Origin of the sequence: Terrabacter tumescens (assembly GCF_014646815.1) — a bacterium.
Taxonomy (GTDB): domain Bacteria; phylum Actinomycetota; class Actinomycetes; order Actinomycetales; family Dermatophilaceae; genus Terrabacter; species Terrabacter tumescens.
In genome coordinates this window covers 16,759-31,410 of the sequence record NZ_BMNZ01000005.1, presented here as the reverse complement: position 1 = coordinate 31,410, position 14,652 = coordinate 16,759, and the positions used below count along the sequence as shown (strand labels likewise).

At 68.9% G+C, this 14,652-nt stretch carries 14 protein-coding genes; 9 read left to right on the top strand and 5 right to left on the bottom strand.

Annotated elements, in window-relative coordinates:
- Positions 1-112: 112 nt before the first annotated feature.
- Genes IEY30_RS13305 through IEY30_RS13280 form a run of 6 tightly spaced genes read left to right on the top strand, consistent with a single transcriptional unit; the run spans position 113 to position 5,322 of the window.
- Positions 113-1,357, top strand: coding sequence for an ABC transporter substrate-binding protein (locus tag IEY30_RS13305; protein ID WP_162181013.1), 1,245 nt, complete (start codon positions 113-115; stop codon positions 1,355-1,357).
- Positions 1,354-2,094 (top strand): ABC transporter ATP-binding protein, encoded by a 741-nt coding sequence (locus IEY30_RS13300; protein ID WP_030199810.1) that lies wholly within the window; start codon positions 1,354-1,356, stop codon positions 2,092-2,094. The genes IEY30_RS13305 and IEY30_RS13300 overlap by 4 nt, the downstream gene beginning before the upstream one ends.
- A complete protein-coding gene (locus tag IEY30_RS13295; protein ID WP_229674997.1) occupies positions 2,091-2,846 on the top strand; it encodes an ABC transporter ATP-binding protein in 756 nt (251 codons plus the stop codon). Before IEY30_RS13300 ends, IEY30_RS13295 begins: the two co-directional genes overlap by 4 nt.
- Positions 2,843-3,727 carry a branched-chain amino acid ABC transporter permease gene (locus IEY30_RS13290; RefSeq protein WP_030199815.1) on the top strand — a complete coding sequence of 295 codons (885 nt, stop codon included), beginning with the start codon at positions 2,843-2,845 and terminating at the stop codon, positions 3,725-3,727. The genes IEY30_RS13295 and IEY30_RS13290 overlap by 4 nt, the downstream gene beginning before the upstream one ends.
- A complete protein-coding gene (locus IEY30_RS13285; RefSeq protein WP_052358614.1) occupies positions 3,724-4,827 on the top strand; it encodes a branched-chain amino acid ABC transporter permease in 1,104 nt (367 codons plus the stop codon). The genes IEY30_RS13290 and IEY30_RS13285 overlap by 4 nt, the downstream gene beginning before the upstream one ends.
- A 39-nt stretch (positions 4,828-4,866) precedes the next feature.
- Positions 4,867-5,322, top strand: a complete 456-nt coding sequence (locus tag IEY30_RS13280) for an acyl-CoA thioesterase (RefSeq protein ID WP_052358615.1) — start codon at positions 4,867-4,869, stop codon at positions 5,320-5,322.
- A 124-nt stretch (positions 5,323-5,446) separates the two neighbouring features.
- Here IEY30_RS13280 and IEY30_RS13275 read toward each other — a convergent pair whose 3' ends face one another.
- From IEY30_RS13275 to IEY30_RS13260, 4 genes are all read right to left on the bottom strand, one after another.
- Positions 5,447-7,132, bottom strand: coding sequence for an indolepyruvate oxidoreductase subunit beta family protein (locus IEY30_RS13275; protein ID WP_030199822.1), 1,686 nt, complete (start codon positions 7,130-7,132; stop codon positions 5,447-5,449).
- Positions 7,129-9,375 (bottom strand): thiamine pyrophosphate-dependent enzyme, encoded by a 2,247-nt coding sequence (locus IEY30_RS13270; protein WP_081920530.1) that lies wholly within the window; start codon positions 9,373-9,375, stop codon positions 7,129-7,131. The genes IEY30_RS13275 and IEY30_RS13270 overlap by 4 nt, the downstream gene beginning before the upstream one ends.
- A gap of 180 nt (positions 9,376-9,555) precedes the next feature.
- Positions 9,556-10,329: a cyclase family protein gene (locus IEY30_RS13265; protein ID WP_030199833.1), complete on the bottom strand. Its 774-nt coding sequence runs from the start codon at positions 10,327-10,329 to the stop codon at positions 9,556-9,558.
- Between the two features lie 84 nt (positions 10,330-10,413).
- Positions 10,414-10,965 carry an OsmC family peroxiredoxin gene (locus IEY30_RS13260; RefSeq protein ID WP_268240975.1) on the bottom strand — a complete coding sequence of 184 codons (552 nt, stop codon included), beginning with the start codon at positions 10,963-10,965 and terminating at the stop codon, positions 10,414-10,416.
- Here IEY30_RS13260 and IEY30_RS13255 point away from each other — a divergent pair.
- Positions 10,945-11,763, top strand: a complete 819-nt coding sequence (locus IEY30_RS13255) for a cupin domain-containing protein (protein ID WP_030199839.1) — start codon at positions 10,945-10,947, stop codon at positions 11,761-11,763. The two genes, IEY30_RS13260 and IEY30_RS13255, sit on opposite strands and share 21 nt — an antisense overlap.
- Here IEY30_RS13255 and IEY30_RS13250 read toward each other — a convergent pair.
- The gene (locus tag IEY30_RS13250) at positions 11,757-12,296 is read right to left on the bottom strand and encodes a helix-turn-helix domain-containing protein (RefSeq protein WP_030199841.1); all 540 of its coding nucleotides are present in this window, start codon (positions 12,294-12,296) and stop codon (positions 11,757-11,759) included. The genes IEY30_RS13255 and IEY30_RS13250 overlap by 7 nt on opposite strands.
- A 269-nt stretch (positions 12,297-12,565) precedes the next feature.
- On the opposite strand from IEY30_RS13250, the gene IEY30_RS13245 reads away from it, so the two are divergent.
- Together IEY30_RS13245 and IEY30_RS13240 are read left to right on the top strand one after the other, a co-directional pair.
- Positions 12,566-13,726, top strand: a complete 1,161-nt coding sequence (locus IEY30_RS13245; protein ID WP_081920531.1) for a branched-chain amino acid ABC transporter substrate-binding protein — start codon at positions 12,566-12,568, stop codon at positions 13,724-13,726.
- 9 nt (positions 13,727-13,735) lie between these two features.
- Positions 13,736-14,650 (top strand): branched-chain amino acid ABC transporter permease, encoded by a 915-nt coding sequence (locus IEY30_RS13240; protein ID WP_030199851.1) that lies wholly within the window; start codon positions 13,736-13,738, stop codon positions 14,648-14,650.
- Positions 14,651-14,652 lie beyond the last annotated feature (2 nt).

The following is a 14,652-nucleotide window of genomic DNA, read 5'->3' as shown; positions in this document are numbered from 1 at the left end:
ATTCAAGGATCAAGATAGGTGCTTGACACGCCGTGCGCATGTCGTAACGATGACGACACTAATCAATGCGACATACGACCGAGTCGAAGTCGCGGTGGAGAATGGTGTGGGCATGAGAGCTTCATACGCCGTCCGGATGCTGGCGCTCGCCACGGTGGCCACCACTGGCCTCGCCGGGTGCGTGGCCAGCAAGTCCTCGGAGACAACGCCGCCCGCGAGCGGATCGACTGGCGTGGCCCGAGGCACCGGTGGCGCCGCCGCGGCCGGTGGTGAGGTGCGGATCGGGGTCGTGATGGCCAAGACCGGCTTCATGAGCCCCTACGACACGCCTGCGTTGCAGGCCCTCCAGCTCGAGGTCGAGAAGCAGAACGCAACCGGCGGCATCGGGGGCTCCAAGATCGTGCTCGATGTCGTCGACACCGGGACCAAGATGGACCGCTACGCCTCCGCGGCCGGTGAGGTCCTGGACCGCGGCGCCAAGGTGCTGCTCGTCACCTGCGACTACGACGTCTCCTCGCCCGCCGCGATCGCGGCCGAGGGCAAGAACGTGCTCAACATCGCGCCTTGCGTCGGCGATCCCGTCTACGGCCCCAAGGGTGGCCTGAAGATCGGCTTCTCCATGGGAGACGGCACTCCTGGCGAGTCCTCGATCATGGCCGAGTTCGCCCATGACAAGGGCTGGAAGTCCGCGGTCACGCTCAAGGACACGTCGATCAAGTACACGCAGAACCAGTGCGACATCTTCACGAAGCGTTTCCAGTCGCTCGGGGGAACGATCGCCGGCGCCTACGACTACAAGCAGGGTGACTCCATCAAGGAGACCGTCTCGAAGATCAGCAGTGGTACCAAGCCGGACGTCATCGTCAACTGCGGCTACAACCCGGGCGGTGGCCAGGTGACCAAGGAGCTGCGCGACGGAGGCGTGGACACCCCGATCGTGTCCGGCTTCGGCATGGATGGCGACTTCTGGCTCGGAGCCATCCCCGGCCTCAAGGACTACTTCATCGTGACGTATGCGGCCAAGGACGGGAACGACCCCGACCCCGCTGTCAACGAGACGGCCAACGCCTACAAAGCCAAGTACGGCAAGTTCCCGGACGTCGGCAGCTTCGTCACCGGCCCTTCGACCATCCAGGCGATCAAGGCGGCATACGACAAGGCAGGGTCGTGGGACGGGGACAAGCTCGCGGCGGCCATGGAGAGCTTCAAGGAGGTGCCGCTCATGGCCGGCCCGACGAGCTTCACCCCGCAGCTGCACATCTCGGTCGACCGGCCCATGCGAGTTCTGCAGGTCAAGGACGGCAAGCTGGCGGTCGTGGAGAAGCGGGCACCCCAGCAGGTCGTCACCCTCGGATGACGATCAGCGATCCGTCCGAGGCCCTCGCCGCCGTCGGGATCCACCGGGCCTACAGTGGCGTCAAGGCGCTGAGGGGGGTGGATGTCACCCTTCGTCGCGGCGAGGTCCTCGGGCTGATCGGGCCCAACGGAGCCGGCAAGTCGACCCTCGTCAACATGCTCACCGGCTACGACCGTCCGGACGAGGGTGCGATCATGCTCGACGGCACGGACATCACGGGGTGGCCTGCGCACAGGCTGGCTCGGACCGGGGTCGCGCGGACCTACCAGCGCGGGCACCTCTACCGTGACCTCTCGGTGCGGGAGAACGTCGAGGTGGCGGCGTTGGCCACCGGTCGCAGCCGCGCGGAGGCGCGCGGCGACGCCACCGGGCTGCTCGAGCTCTTCGGCGCCGCCGATCGCTCGGAGCAACCGGCGCGCACGCTTCCGCACGGACTCGAGCGGCGCCTCGGCGTCGCGCGGGCCATGGCGACCCGGCCCAACTACCTCCTGCTGGACGAGCCCGCGGCCGGACTCAACGAGGGTGAGATTGGCGAGTTCGGCGAGGTGATCCGCTCGATCGCTGCCACCGGGGTCGGGGTGCTCCTCATCGACCACAACATCCGCCTCATCATGGCGGTCTGTGAGCGCATCCACGTCATCGTGCAAGGACGCAGCTACCTGGAGGGCACGCCTGACGAGGTGCGCGGCAGCCAGGCGCTCGTCGAGGCCTACCTCGGCAGGAGCGGGACCCAATGAGCGACCTCCCCGGCAAGGTGGCAGCAACCACGCCGACCCAGACCCCGCTGCTCGACGTCCGCGACCTGGAGGTGCGTTACAGCGGCGTGCCCGCCGTCAAGGGCGTCAGCTTCCATGTCGACCGCGGGGAGACGGTTGGGCTGATCGGGCCCAACGGCGCCGGCAAGTCGTCGACGGTGCTCGCCCTCGCCGGCGCCGTCCGCGCCTCCAGCGGGTCGGCGACCCTCGACGGGGTCGAGCTGACCGGTCACTCGCCGGAGGAGGTCGTGCGGCTGGGTCTGTCGCTCGTGCCCGAGGGCCGCAACATGTTCGACGGCCTGACCGTCACTGAGAACCTCCGCCTCGGCGCGGTCGCCCGCCGTTCGGAAGTGCCGCTCACGGCCGCCATCGCTGAGGTCGTCGAGCTCTTTCCCATCCTCGGCGAGTTCCGTGACCGCCCCGCCGGGCTGCTCTCGGGAGGACAGCAGCAACAGCTCGCCATTGCGCGCACTCTCCTCGCGGCCCCGCGCATGCTCATCCTCGACGAGCCGTCGCTCGGACTGTCGCCGACTGCCGTTGACGTCGTCTTCGATGCTCTCGGCCGGATCCGCGACGCGGGCACGAGCGTGCTCGTCGTGGAGCAACGCGCCGAGTTCACCATCGCCTTCTGCGACCGGACCCACGTCCTGCACGACGGCCGGCTCACGCTTGCACTCACTCCCGGGGCGGCGCACGACGCCGACCTGCTCACGAAGGCGTACTTCGGATCATGATGCACTTCGGCCAGTCACTCATCGACGCGCTCTCCCTCGGGGCCCTGTACGCGCTCGTCGCCCTGGGCATCGGGCTCGTCTTCGGCGTCATGCGACTCGCCAACTTCGCGCACGGCGAGATCATCACCGGGGCGGCATACGCGCTCATCTTCACGTGGCACCTGGGCCCGGTGGTGTCAGTCTTCGTCTCGCTCCTGGTGGGCGTCGTGCTCGCCATCCTCATGGAGCTCCTCGTCTTCCGCCGCCTGCGCACGACGACGCCTGCGACGCTGCTCATCGCGAGCTTCGGCCTCTCCTTCCTGCTGCAGCGCGTCTACGAGGCGCTGTTCGGCACCAACGTGCGCACGGCGCCGGTCGCCAGCGGTCTCGCAGGAACCGTGACGGTGCTCGGCCTGCGGCTGCAGATCCTCTCGCTCGTGACGATCGCGCTGACGGCCGTCCTGCTCCTCGCGGTTCACTACTTCCTCACCCGCACCAACCTCGGGCTCCAGGTGCGCGCGGCCAGCACTGATTTCCGCACCGCGCGACTGCTCGGGGTGCGTGCCGACCGGGTCATCATGCTGACCTTCGGGATCAGCGGCGGCCTCGCGGCGGTGGTCGCCTTCGTCATGACGGTCCAGACGGGTGCCGTCGGACCGACCTTCGGTGTGCCGCTCACGGTTCTGGCGCTCGTCGGCGCAGTCATCGGTGGGATCGACCGCGTGATCGGCTCCCTGGTCGGAGGCTTCCTGATGGGCTTCGCGAGCTCCTTCTTCAGCAGCTGGCTGCCCGAGGGCATCGTGCGCTTCCGAGACGCATTCGTCTTCCTGCTCGTGATCCTCGTGCTGCTCGTCAAACCTGCGGGGCTGCTCGCCGGCTCGGGGACGGTGGAGCGGACATGAGCGAGCTGAAGACACCGGCCACGGGGTTGACCGTCGGGGGCCGGGACCTCGGGCGGCGGCGGGGTCGGTCCGGCTCCTCGGCACGGCTGGCGACGATGTGGACGCTCATCGGACCTGCGCTGCTCGTCTACCTCGGCACCGTCGTCGCAAGCCAGATCGGCGGCCCCGTGGCGGTCCAGGGCGCCTACGCCCTCGTCAGCCTCGTTGCGGCCGTCGGCCTGCAGATCTTCACCGGCACGTCAGGCGTCCTGTCCTTCGGTCACATCGCCTTCACTGCGGTCGGCGCGTGGGCCTACGGGCTGCTGACGATTGACCCGACGCTGAAGAAGGCGCTGCTGCCGGACCTCTTCTCCTTCCTCGCCGACGTCCACGCGCCGTGGCCGGTGGCGCTCGCCGTCGCCACGACCGTCGGCGGCTTCCTCGCCTTTGCCGTTGCGCCGTTCCTCATGCGCCTCAACGGTCTGCAGGCCGGTATCGCGACCTTCGGGCTGCTCATGGTCGTGGGGCAGGTGCTCACCTACTGGTCCAGCATCGGACCTCGCAGCGGGCAGGCCATGGTCGGCGTGCCCGCAGACCTCCCGCTGGAGCGGCTGGTCCTTGTCGCCATCGGCGTGATCATCGTCAGCTGGGTCTACCAGCACGCGCGAACGGCACGTCTGCTGCGTGCGACGCGCGAGGATCTCACTGCGGCACCCGGGTCGGGTATCAACGTCACCATCCACCGGGTCATCGCCTTCACGATCTCGGGCGCAGTCTGCGGACTCGGAGGCGGCCTGTGGGCGGCGACGAACCGGGTCGTCCAGTCGTCACACTTCGGCGTCGGCATGACCTTCACGATCATCGCCATCCTCGTGCTTGGCGGCACCCGCAGCCTGTGGGGTGCGGTGCTCGGGACGCTTGTCTGGTCGGCGCTCGACTCGCTGCTCGTCTACCTCCAAGGTGGCGTGACGCTGGGCGACTACGTCGTGTCGATCCCCGAGGGTGCGCGACCGATCATCCTCGGTGCCACGCTCATCGTCGCGCTGATGGTGCGCCCCGACGGTCTGACAGGTGGACGAGAGCTGACCTGGCCGGTCCAACGCTGGCGCCGACGTGGGTGAGTGGACGACGCTCCACCACCCGGATGGAAGAATCACATCATGACAGTGCTCGACGAGGTCACCGGTGCGCGCCTGACCATGCGACGCCGGCTCCGGTGGAACGAGACGGATGCCGCCGGGCACAACCACTTCAGCTCGGCCGTGCGCTGGCTGGAGGAGGGCGAGCACGCACTGTGGCGTGAGCTGGGGCTCGTCGACTACGTGCCGCGGGTGCCGCGCGTGCACCTCGACATGGACTACCGCGCGCGGGTGTGGTTCGACCAGCCGCTCGAGGTGACGGTCGGGGTGATCCGGGTCGGTGAGAGCTCCTGCACCTTCGGTTTCTCCGCCGTGGTGGTCGACGGCGACCCCGATGACCCGGCCGCTCCGCGGCACCTGAGCGCGGAGGGGCGGGTCGTGGTCGTCCACGCGCCCGACCCGAGGGCCGGCGCCGAGCCATGGCCTGGCGACGTCAGGTCCCTCCTCGAGCGTGACCGCGCGCTCGTCTCTGCCTGAGCGGAGCTGGGCTGGGCTGAAGCTCGACGTGTGCGCCAGCTGAGGCTCCGGCCCTTCGCCTGGGCGCGGGGCTCGGCCTGGCAGTGAGGCACGGCGGCATACGCCCTCGCCGGTGCCGGGGGTCTCAGGCCACGACGTCAGCCAGACCGACGTTCGCCAGCGCGCTGCGCAGGGCGGCGCCGTCCTCGTCGACGAGCGCGGCCTCCTTGAGCCGGGCCAGCTGGCGCGCCGCACCCTCCTGCCCGCGCAGGCGCTTCGCCGCCTCGATGAGCAGGCCGAAGCTCTCCTGACCATGCTCGTGCGTCTGGCCGTAGCCCTTGAGCACGCGCTCGCAGCGGATGATCTCGGTCGCGAGGTCGGGGTCCTGAGGCGCGATGTCGACGGCGAGGTCGAGCCAGGCGTCGATGAACTGCTGCTCGCGCCCGAAGCGCAGCGAGCGGGGCCGCATCGGCCGCAGCCGTGCGATCGCCGACAGCGTCGCGTAGCCGGACGCGGACGTCGTGTTGACGACCATGCCCTTGTGCGTCACGGCGTGCACGACCTTGCCGAAGACGGCCGACTTCGCCAGGCGCGCACCGAGTGCTGTCGGCATGGTGTCGGTGATCTCGTCGATCTGGGGGTGGAGGAACTCGCGCACCTGCATGAGCTGCTCGGGGTCGGCGCCGGCCTCGTCACGCACCCGCTGGAGGCGCTCCTGCCGGGTCTTCTGCAGCGCGACGTGGATGGTGTCGTGGTAGCACATCCAGAGTGCCACGTGCCGTGCCGCCTCGGTGGTCATGACGGCCTCGCCGTCGCGGTCGGGGTCGACGGCGGCGACCCGCGCCACCCGAGCGAGATAGCGGTCGCTGTAGGCGAGGTCCTGGTAGAGCGCGGTGCGCTGCAGTCCGCGCAGCAGCATCAGGCGGGCTGCGTGGGGGAAGTCGGCGGCCACGCGACGAGCATGGCCGTGCAGCTCACGACCGACGAGCGAGGTCGGGTCGGCGAGGGCTCGCTCCTGTGCGGCGGCCTCGGCCCGGGCGGCCTCCTCTGCCGGGTCCGGGGGTCGCCGCAGGCTCAGCATGACCGGGACGGGGTTGCGTGGACGGGCGTTGAGCTGCTCGGCATCGACGGTGATCGGAGTGCCGTCGAGCGTCGCTCCCTCGGGCGGGGGCTCGGTGGCTCCCTGCGCGGCCTCGAAGCCGGCGGCGAAGGCACGCAGGCTCGCGTCGGCCTTCTTGGCCTTGCCGGTCTGGGTGATGGCCGCCTCGAACTCCTCGCGGGAGAAGGGCAGCGCACCGCTCGCGGCCAGCGCGCCGAACAGGGACGCGCTGATGACGCTCTTAGCCGCTAGCGCGAGGGCCATGAAGTCCGCGCCGACGAAGTGACGGGAGGCGGCGCCGGCCGCGGTGATGAGGGCCTGGGAGTCCACGCGCCCGTCGCCGAGCGTGCTGCGCTCGGTGATGGAGTAGACGCGGTTGGTCGAGGCGATGAGCGTGGTGCGGTCAGGCGTCACGAAGCCGCGCTGGACCGCTCGTCCTGCCTCCATGAGCTCCGAGGCGATGACGACGTCCACCTCCCCGGGAGTCGGCATCATGCTGAGCACCGGCTCCTGGCGGGCGTCGGTGCCACCGCCCTCGTGAGGCGGGAAGAGCTCGACGTAGTAGATGGTCGCGCCCGTGCGCTGGGCGACACCGGCGACCGAGGTCGACTGCGAGGTCCAGCCCTGCGCCTCGCCCAGAGAGGCGATCCAGCCCGAGAGGACCCCGCCACCCTCGCCGCCCATGGCGAGCACCGCGACCGTGATGGGCCGCTGCCCGTCCGTCCAGCTCATGCCGAGACTCCTGCGTGGGAGGAGTGCGCTGCTCTCGCGGCCGCCGGGGCCGGGTCGAGGACTGTGAGGTCCCCTGGGTCCCCGGACACCTCGATGCCCGCGGCCCGGCGCTCGATGCCCTTGGACAGCATGGAGATCCATCCATTGCGCACCTTGGCCAGCGCCTTGTCCCGACGGGTCGGGTTGAAGACCACGTCGGTGCGGTAGAAGGAAGGGCATAGGGAGGCCGCGTGGGCATTCGCGCCGCAGACGCCGCACCCGACGCAGCTGTCGGTCACCGTGGCGACGGGGTCGATACGCATCGGGTCGGGGTTCGGCTTGATGGTCAGCGAGGGGCATCCGGAGATCCGGATGCAGGCGTGGTCACCCGTGCACGTCTCGGCGTCGACGCCGAAGCGCTCCTTGACGATGCGTTTGCCGTCGGAGATCGCCTGGGCGCGCTCCGGGGCGACGCGCCGCTGACGGTTCAGCTGGCACTCGCTCTGGGCGACGATGACCTTCGGGCCGGGCTCGTCCGTGGTGAGCGCGTGGATGAAGAGGTCACGCAGCTCGGCCACCTTGAACGTGTTGGTGACGGTCGTCGCCCACTTGACGCCGATGCCGCGCACCGCCTTCTCGATGGGGTGCTGGGTCGAGCGCAGCGGGCTCTGGGCCTGTGAGGAGAGCACGTCCTGGCCGCCGGTCGCGGCGCTGTAGGCGTTGTCGACCACGACGAGGAGCTGGTCGTTCTTGTTGAAGACGGCGTTGCCGACGCCGCTCGTCAGGCCGTTGTGCCAGAAGCCACCGTCGCCCATGATCGCGATGGTCCGCCGGTCGGCGTCCTTGGAGTTGAGGGCCGCGCCGCCGGCGGAGCCCAGGCCGTAGCCCATCGTCGTCGCACCGAGATTGAAGGGCGCGTTGATCGAGAAGAGGTGGCAGCCGATGTCGGCGCTGATGTGGTGCTGGCCCGTCTCGCGCTCGGCGAGCTTGAGGGCGCTGAAGATGGGGCGCTCCGGGCATCCCGTGCACAGGCCCGGCGGCCGGGGCTGGACCACGGCCGGCTCGACGCGGGGGGCGAAGGGCGAGCCGGGGTCGGTGTCGGGCCGCAGGAGCGCCGGCTCGGACGTGACCGCCTCGGGCCGGTACTTCTTGAGGAAGGCGGCGACGCCGCGCGTGACGGCCGTCGGGGTGTACTCTCCGGCCACGGGCAGCAGGTCCTTGCCGTGCAGGGCGGCGGTGGCCCCGGCTCGCCGCAGGATGGCGTTGAGCGACTGCTCGATGTAGTCCGGCTGGCCCTCCTCGAGCAGCAGCACGGCCCGCTTGCCCTCGCAGAAGCGCAGCACCTCGTCGTTGACGATGGGGTAGGTGACGTTCATGCAGTAGAGGGGGATGGCCGAGTTGCCGAACGCGTCGGAGCAGCCGAGCAGCTCGAGGGCCCGGTTGAGCGTGTTGTAGAGGCCGCCCTGCACGATGATGCCGATGTCCGCGGCGTCCTCGGCGAAGAACTCGTTCATCCCGCGCTCCTGGATGAACTTCACCGCGGCCGGCCATCGGTGGGTGATCTTCTCCTGTTCGTGGAGGAAGCTCGCGGGCGGCAGGACGATCCGGCTCACGTCGCGCTTGGGGTTCTCGACGGCATCCGTCACCGTCATCGGCGGGCGCTTGTTGTCCTTGGCGACGAAGCTGCCCGTCAGGTGGCAGGAGCGCAACCGCAGCTGGAGCATGACCGGGGTGTTGCTCACCTCGGACAGCTCGAAGCCGGACTCCACCGCCTCGACGATCGCTGTGAGGTTGGGCCGCGGGTCCAGCAGCCACATCTGCGACTTCATGGCGAAGGCGTGCGAGCGCTCCTGCATGATGCTCGAGCCCTCGCCGTAGTCCTCGCCGACGATGACGAGGGCGCCGCCGGTGACGCCGCCGCTCGAGAGGTTGGCGAGGGCGTCGGAGGCGACGTTGGTGCCGACGGTTGACTTGAAGGTGACCGCGCCGCGGAGCGGGTAGTGCACGGAGGCGGCGAGCATGGCGGCGGCGGTGGCCTCGGACGCGCTGTTCTCGAAGTAGACGTCGAGCTCCTCGAGGATCTCGTGGGCGTCACCGAGCACGTCCATGAGGTGGGAGATCGGGGCTCCCTGGTAGCCGCCGACGTAGGCCACGCCCGACTGCAGCAGGGCCTTGGTGACAGCGAGGATGCCCTCGCCACGGAAGGTCGTGCCGGCACCCTGCCGGAGCGCGAGGACTTCCTGCGCAAATGAACGTTCGGCCATGATGCTCCTCCGCCTCGTCACCAGTGTGCGCACTGGCTCAGGCTGACGCTATATCGCCCCAGTGACGAGCGTCAACGAAATGTCATGCTTCTCGATGGGTGGGCCAGAGGGGGGCGCGGTGGGCCGGGGTCCACCCGGCCCACCGCGCCGACCGACCCGGCCGTGACGCACCCGGCGGGATCAGCGCTCGACGAGCGCCAGGACCCGCGCCGGGGCTCCGGAGCCGGTCACGATGGGCAGTGGCCCGGCGATGAGCACCGCCCCGGTGGCCGGCAGCTGCGCGACGTTCTGCAGCTGGGTGAGGCCGAACTTTCCGCTGCCCATGAGGTAAGAGTGGCACGGGAAGGCCGGGTCGAAGGAGTGGGCGGCGCCGGCGTCGGTGCCGACCGTCTCGACGCCCACGCCGACGAGCGGGGACTCCTCGGCGACCCAGCGCGCGCACTCGACGGTCATGCCGGGCGTGTGTGGGCCGTTCTCGTCGGCGTTGATGAAGGCCTCCTGCGAGTCCGACCGTGCGTCCCAGCCGGTGCGGTAGATCATCCAGCCACCCTCGGGCAGCGGACCGTGCTCGGACTCCCATGCCCGGATGTCGTCGACCTCGAGGAGGAAGTCGGGGTTCTCGGCGCACTTCGCGCTGAAGTCGAGCACGACGACGGGCCGGATCAGCCGCTCGACCGGGACGTCGGCGACGTCGCCCAGGTCCTTGCCCGTGACCCAGTGGTTGGGCGCGTCGAAGTGGGTCCCGGTGTGCTCGCCGCTGCGGAAGTTGTTCCAGTACCAGGCCGGTCCGCGGTCGTCGTAGTTGCTGATCTCCTCGAGCTCGAAGCGCTGCGTCTGGCCGAACATCTCCGGCAGCTGGATGATCGGGGTGTCGCTCGACAGGCGGGCCGTGAGGTCGACGATCTGGATCTGGCCCGAGGCCAAGCCGTCGACGAGGTCCTTCAGTGCGGACATGGTGCTCCTTTGTCGGGGTGGGTCTCGGGTGGAAAGCGCGGTGGCAAGAGTTTCGGATGAGCAGCGGCATCGACCGAAGCTCGATCAGCCCCCGAGCGAGGCGTCGAGGGCGGCGTCGAGAGTGATCGTCGCACTGGCGAACAGTCGGGAGACCGGACAGGTCTCCTTCGCCTGCGCAGCGAGTCGGCGGAAGGTCTCCTCGTCGATGCCTTCGACGTGCCCTCTGGCCACGAGGTCGATGGTCGTGATGCTGAAGGATCCGCCCTTCTCCTCCATCGTCACGCGCGCGGTCGTGCTGATCTCGGTCGCGGGGTGGCCGGCCCCCTCGAGGAGGTCGCTGAGAGACATCGAGAAACACCCAGCATGCGCGGCCCCGAGCAGCTCCTCGGGGTTGGTGCCGGCGTCGTCCTCGGTGCGAGACCGCAGCGAGTAGGCAAATGCATCACCGCCCCGCCCGAGGCCCATCGTGCCGGACCCTGTCGGGACCGGTCCTCGCCAGCTCGCTCTCGCCCTGCGGATGATCTTCAAGGGTATAGCCTCCTGTCGACGGTCGTCACGTAACCGACCCAAACATATGGCATCGACGAGCCGGGGAGAAGCCCCAGGGAGAACACCATGAGCGGAATCGTCCGGCACGCAGGCAGCTCGTGGGTGCACCCTTCGCTCACGCCTGGTCCCGAGGACTGTGTCGAGGTCAGCACCCTCGTCGAGGACGACCACTACGCCGAGGGGATGACGAACCGGGTGCTGCGCTGTCTGCCGGGAACGAGCCTGCGCCGACGCGACGACGGCGCGGACACCTATCTCTTCGTCCTGTCCGGCGAAGGTCGGCTCCTGCTCGCTGGCCCGGACGGAGCATTCACCACGGACCAGCCGGTCGCGGCGGGCACTGCCGCGTTGGTTCCGGCCGGTCGCGAGTGGGTGGTCGTCGTAGAGAAGGGCGAGCTGCTCATCACCGACACGTCAGTCCCAGCACCGCCGCTGCCCCACGCGAGCTCTCTCGCGCGGGAGGCGACCGGATATCAGCCCGTCGTCCGTCTCGGCGAGGCCGCCCGCGAGGCGGCAACGTCGGCGAGAGAGTTCGAGGTGCTCTACGGGCCGTCGCGGGGCAGCGCCGGGGCCACCCAGTTCGTCGGATACATCCCGCCCTCGGGGGCGCCGGAGCACTACCACCTCTACGACGAGATCTGTGTCATCGTCCGGGGTCGTGGTCGGCTCCATGCCGCCGGTGAGGTCAGCCTCCTCGAAGCCGGTTCCACCTTCCACGTCCCGCCCCGGTTCCTGCATGCGGTGGAGAACACCCAGACCACCGAGGATCTGTGGATCCTCGGTGTCTTCCGGCCGGCCGGATCCGCTGCTGCGGCTTACTACCCGGATGGGCACCCGGCCCCCAACAACGCGCCGGAGGACAACCCTGAGCCCCGGGATCAGTAGCTCGGGGGGGTTACCGAGACGAGGAACTGCGCGGTGTGCGTGCCCGGGTTGACGTAGCGGTGAGGGAGGCGGGAGTCGAACGACGCCGAGTCCCCGACTGTGAGCTCGTGGACCTCGTCGCCGATCTCGAGACGCACAGCGCCGCCCAGCACGACGGCGCACTCCTCTGCAGGATGTGCCCACGCCTCCTCCGACGACGCCGTCCCGGGCGCGAGAACGCCCTCGAGCACCTCGACCTTCGACCCCGGCGGTGAGACGCGCCAGTACTGGATCTCGCCGTGCGCCGCGTGCGCGAGCACCCGCTCGTCGTGGCGGATCACGCGGGGTGTGCTGACTGCCGGAGCGGTAAAGAGGTCGAAGATCGGAGTGTCGAGCGCCCGCGCGATCCGCCGAAGCGTGTTGAGGCTGGGGTCGTTGATGTCCCGCTCCACCTGGCTGATGGTGGCTGCGGAGACTCCCACCTCGGCAGCCAGCTGCCGCACGCTGAGGCTGCGAGCCTGACGCAGCGCACGTATTCGCGGGCCAAGAGTCATGGTCGCGTTCCTCTCCGGTCGTGGAACAGCCAGTGGATGCAGCCAGTGGCCAGAGCCAGTGGACAAAGCCAGTCGTATGCCGCTGAGACTAGACCCGCTCCCGGCGCGCCCGGCGCAGCCAGCCCTGCACGGGGATGGCTCCGGCCCAGCCTCGACGCATCGGACCCAGCCGGAGGAGAAACGGATATGTTCAGTTCTGTTGAACGCTGGGAAGCATGCCAGTAGTGTGACGGCCGTCACCACTACGCACTACGTGAAGGGTCGGCCACATGCGCGCAGCAACAAAGATTCTGGTCGGGATGATGGCGTCCGGTATGGCGCTCGCCGCCTGCGCGGGCGGCGAGACTCCGGCGGCGACCTCGACGGCACCGGCCATGGCGGGCGGTTCCACGTCGGGAACCCCGTGCACAGGCGCGATCGGGGTGATGGCGCCGATCACCGGGGGCGCGGCTGCGATCGGCGGCGAACAGCTCAACTTCGCCAAGCTTGCCGTCTCCGACTACAACGCCAAGAACGGCACGAACTTCTCCATCGTCGAGGGCGACACCCAGCTCGACGCCGGTCAGGCCAGCACGGTCGCCCCACAGCTCGTCTCCAACCAGGCCGTCATCGGCGTCGTCGGCCCCGCGGGGAGCCAGGAGGTGGAGTCCGTGGGCCCCGCCTTCGCCGATGCGAAGATGGCATTCGTATCCCCATCCGCCACCCGCACCAGCCTGACGAGCGGCGCCTTTCCGACGTTCGCCCGAGTGATCCCGACCGACGACGTCCAGGGACCCACCGATGCCGACTTCATGGTGTCGAAGCTCGGTGCCAAGAAGGTCGTCATCGTCGAGGAGAAGACGTCCTACGGAGCGGGGCTCTCGTCCGCGGTGGAGAAGGCACTCAAGGAGAAGGGCGTCGACGTCAAGCGCATCCAAGTCAGCCAGAAGCAGCCGGACTACTCCTCCGTCGTCGCGCTCGTGGATGCAGACACCTCGGTGGTCTTCGCGACCTTCCAGATCGCCGCGAACACCAAGGCGCTCGCCAACACGCTTCAGCAACAGAGCAAGAAGGCGGTCGTTTTCGGCTCCGACGGTTCGTTCTCGGCCGACTTCGACGTCCCCGGCCAGTACGTCAGCTCGTTCGCCCCGGACATCAAGGGCATCCCGAGCTCGAAGGCGGTCGCCGACGCCTACACGGCCAAGTACGGCGAGTTCGGCACGTTCGGGCCGCCCACCTACGTCGCGACCCAGGTCATCATGACCGCGGCGGCGAAGGACTGCACAGGCACTGCAGACCGCGCCAAGACGAGCTCGAACGTGCTGGGTGTGAGCATCCCGGACTCCATCCTCGGTCAGCCGATCACCTTCACCGACAAGGGCGACGTCAAGGACGCCAAGTTCTTCATCTTCAAGATCGGCGATGACCGCAAGCCCGCGCTGGTCAACTGAGAGAACGATGTGGAACTCTTCGTCCAGCAACTCGTCAACGGGCTGACGTTGGGAGGGGTCTACGCCCTCATCGCACTCGGCTACACCCTGATCTATGGCGTGCTGCAGCTGCTCAACTTCGCCCACGGCGAGGTATACATGGTGGGCGCGTTCACCGGGTTCTTCGTGATGGTCGGCCTCGGGGGGCCCGGCAAGCCGATCGTCCCGGTGTGGCTGATGATCGTCGCGATGTTCCTCGCAGCCATGGTCGTCAGCGGGCTGCTCGGCGTCGGGATCGAGCGGTTCGCCTATCGGCCCCTGCGCGAATCGACGAGGATCGCGCCGCTCATCAGCGCCCTGGGTGTCTCGCTCTTCCTGCAGAACGCTGTGCTGCTCCTGTTCGGTTCGCGGGTCCGCTCCTACGACACGCCCCGCTACTGGAGCGGGGCCGGGCCGCAGGTTGCTGGGGTCCAGGTCAACCCGGTGCGCATCCTTGTGCTCGTGCTGGCCATCATCCTCATGGTGGGGCTCACCCGCCTCGTGGAGAAGACCGCGTTCGGTCGCGGGATGCGGGCGGTCGCGTATGACCGGGACGCGGCGGTGATGATGGGCATCGACGTCAACAAGGTGATCGTCCTGGTCTTCTTCGTCGCGTCGGCGCTCGCAGGTGCCGCCGGGGTGATGGTCGGACTGGTCTTCTTCAACGTCAACAACTACATGGGATTTCTCGCCGGCCTCAAGGGCTTCACGGCGGCGGTCGTCGGGGGGATCGGCTCCATCCCGGGTGCGATGCTCGGTGGTCTGCTCATCGGTCTCATCGAGTCCTTCACGACGGCGTACGTCTCGGCGAACTTCGCCAGTGTGCTGTCCTTCCTCGTGCTCATCCTCGTCATGCTTCTCAAGCCTCGTGGCCTGCTCGGCACACGCGCGATCGTGAAGGTGTGACC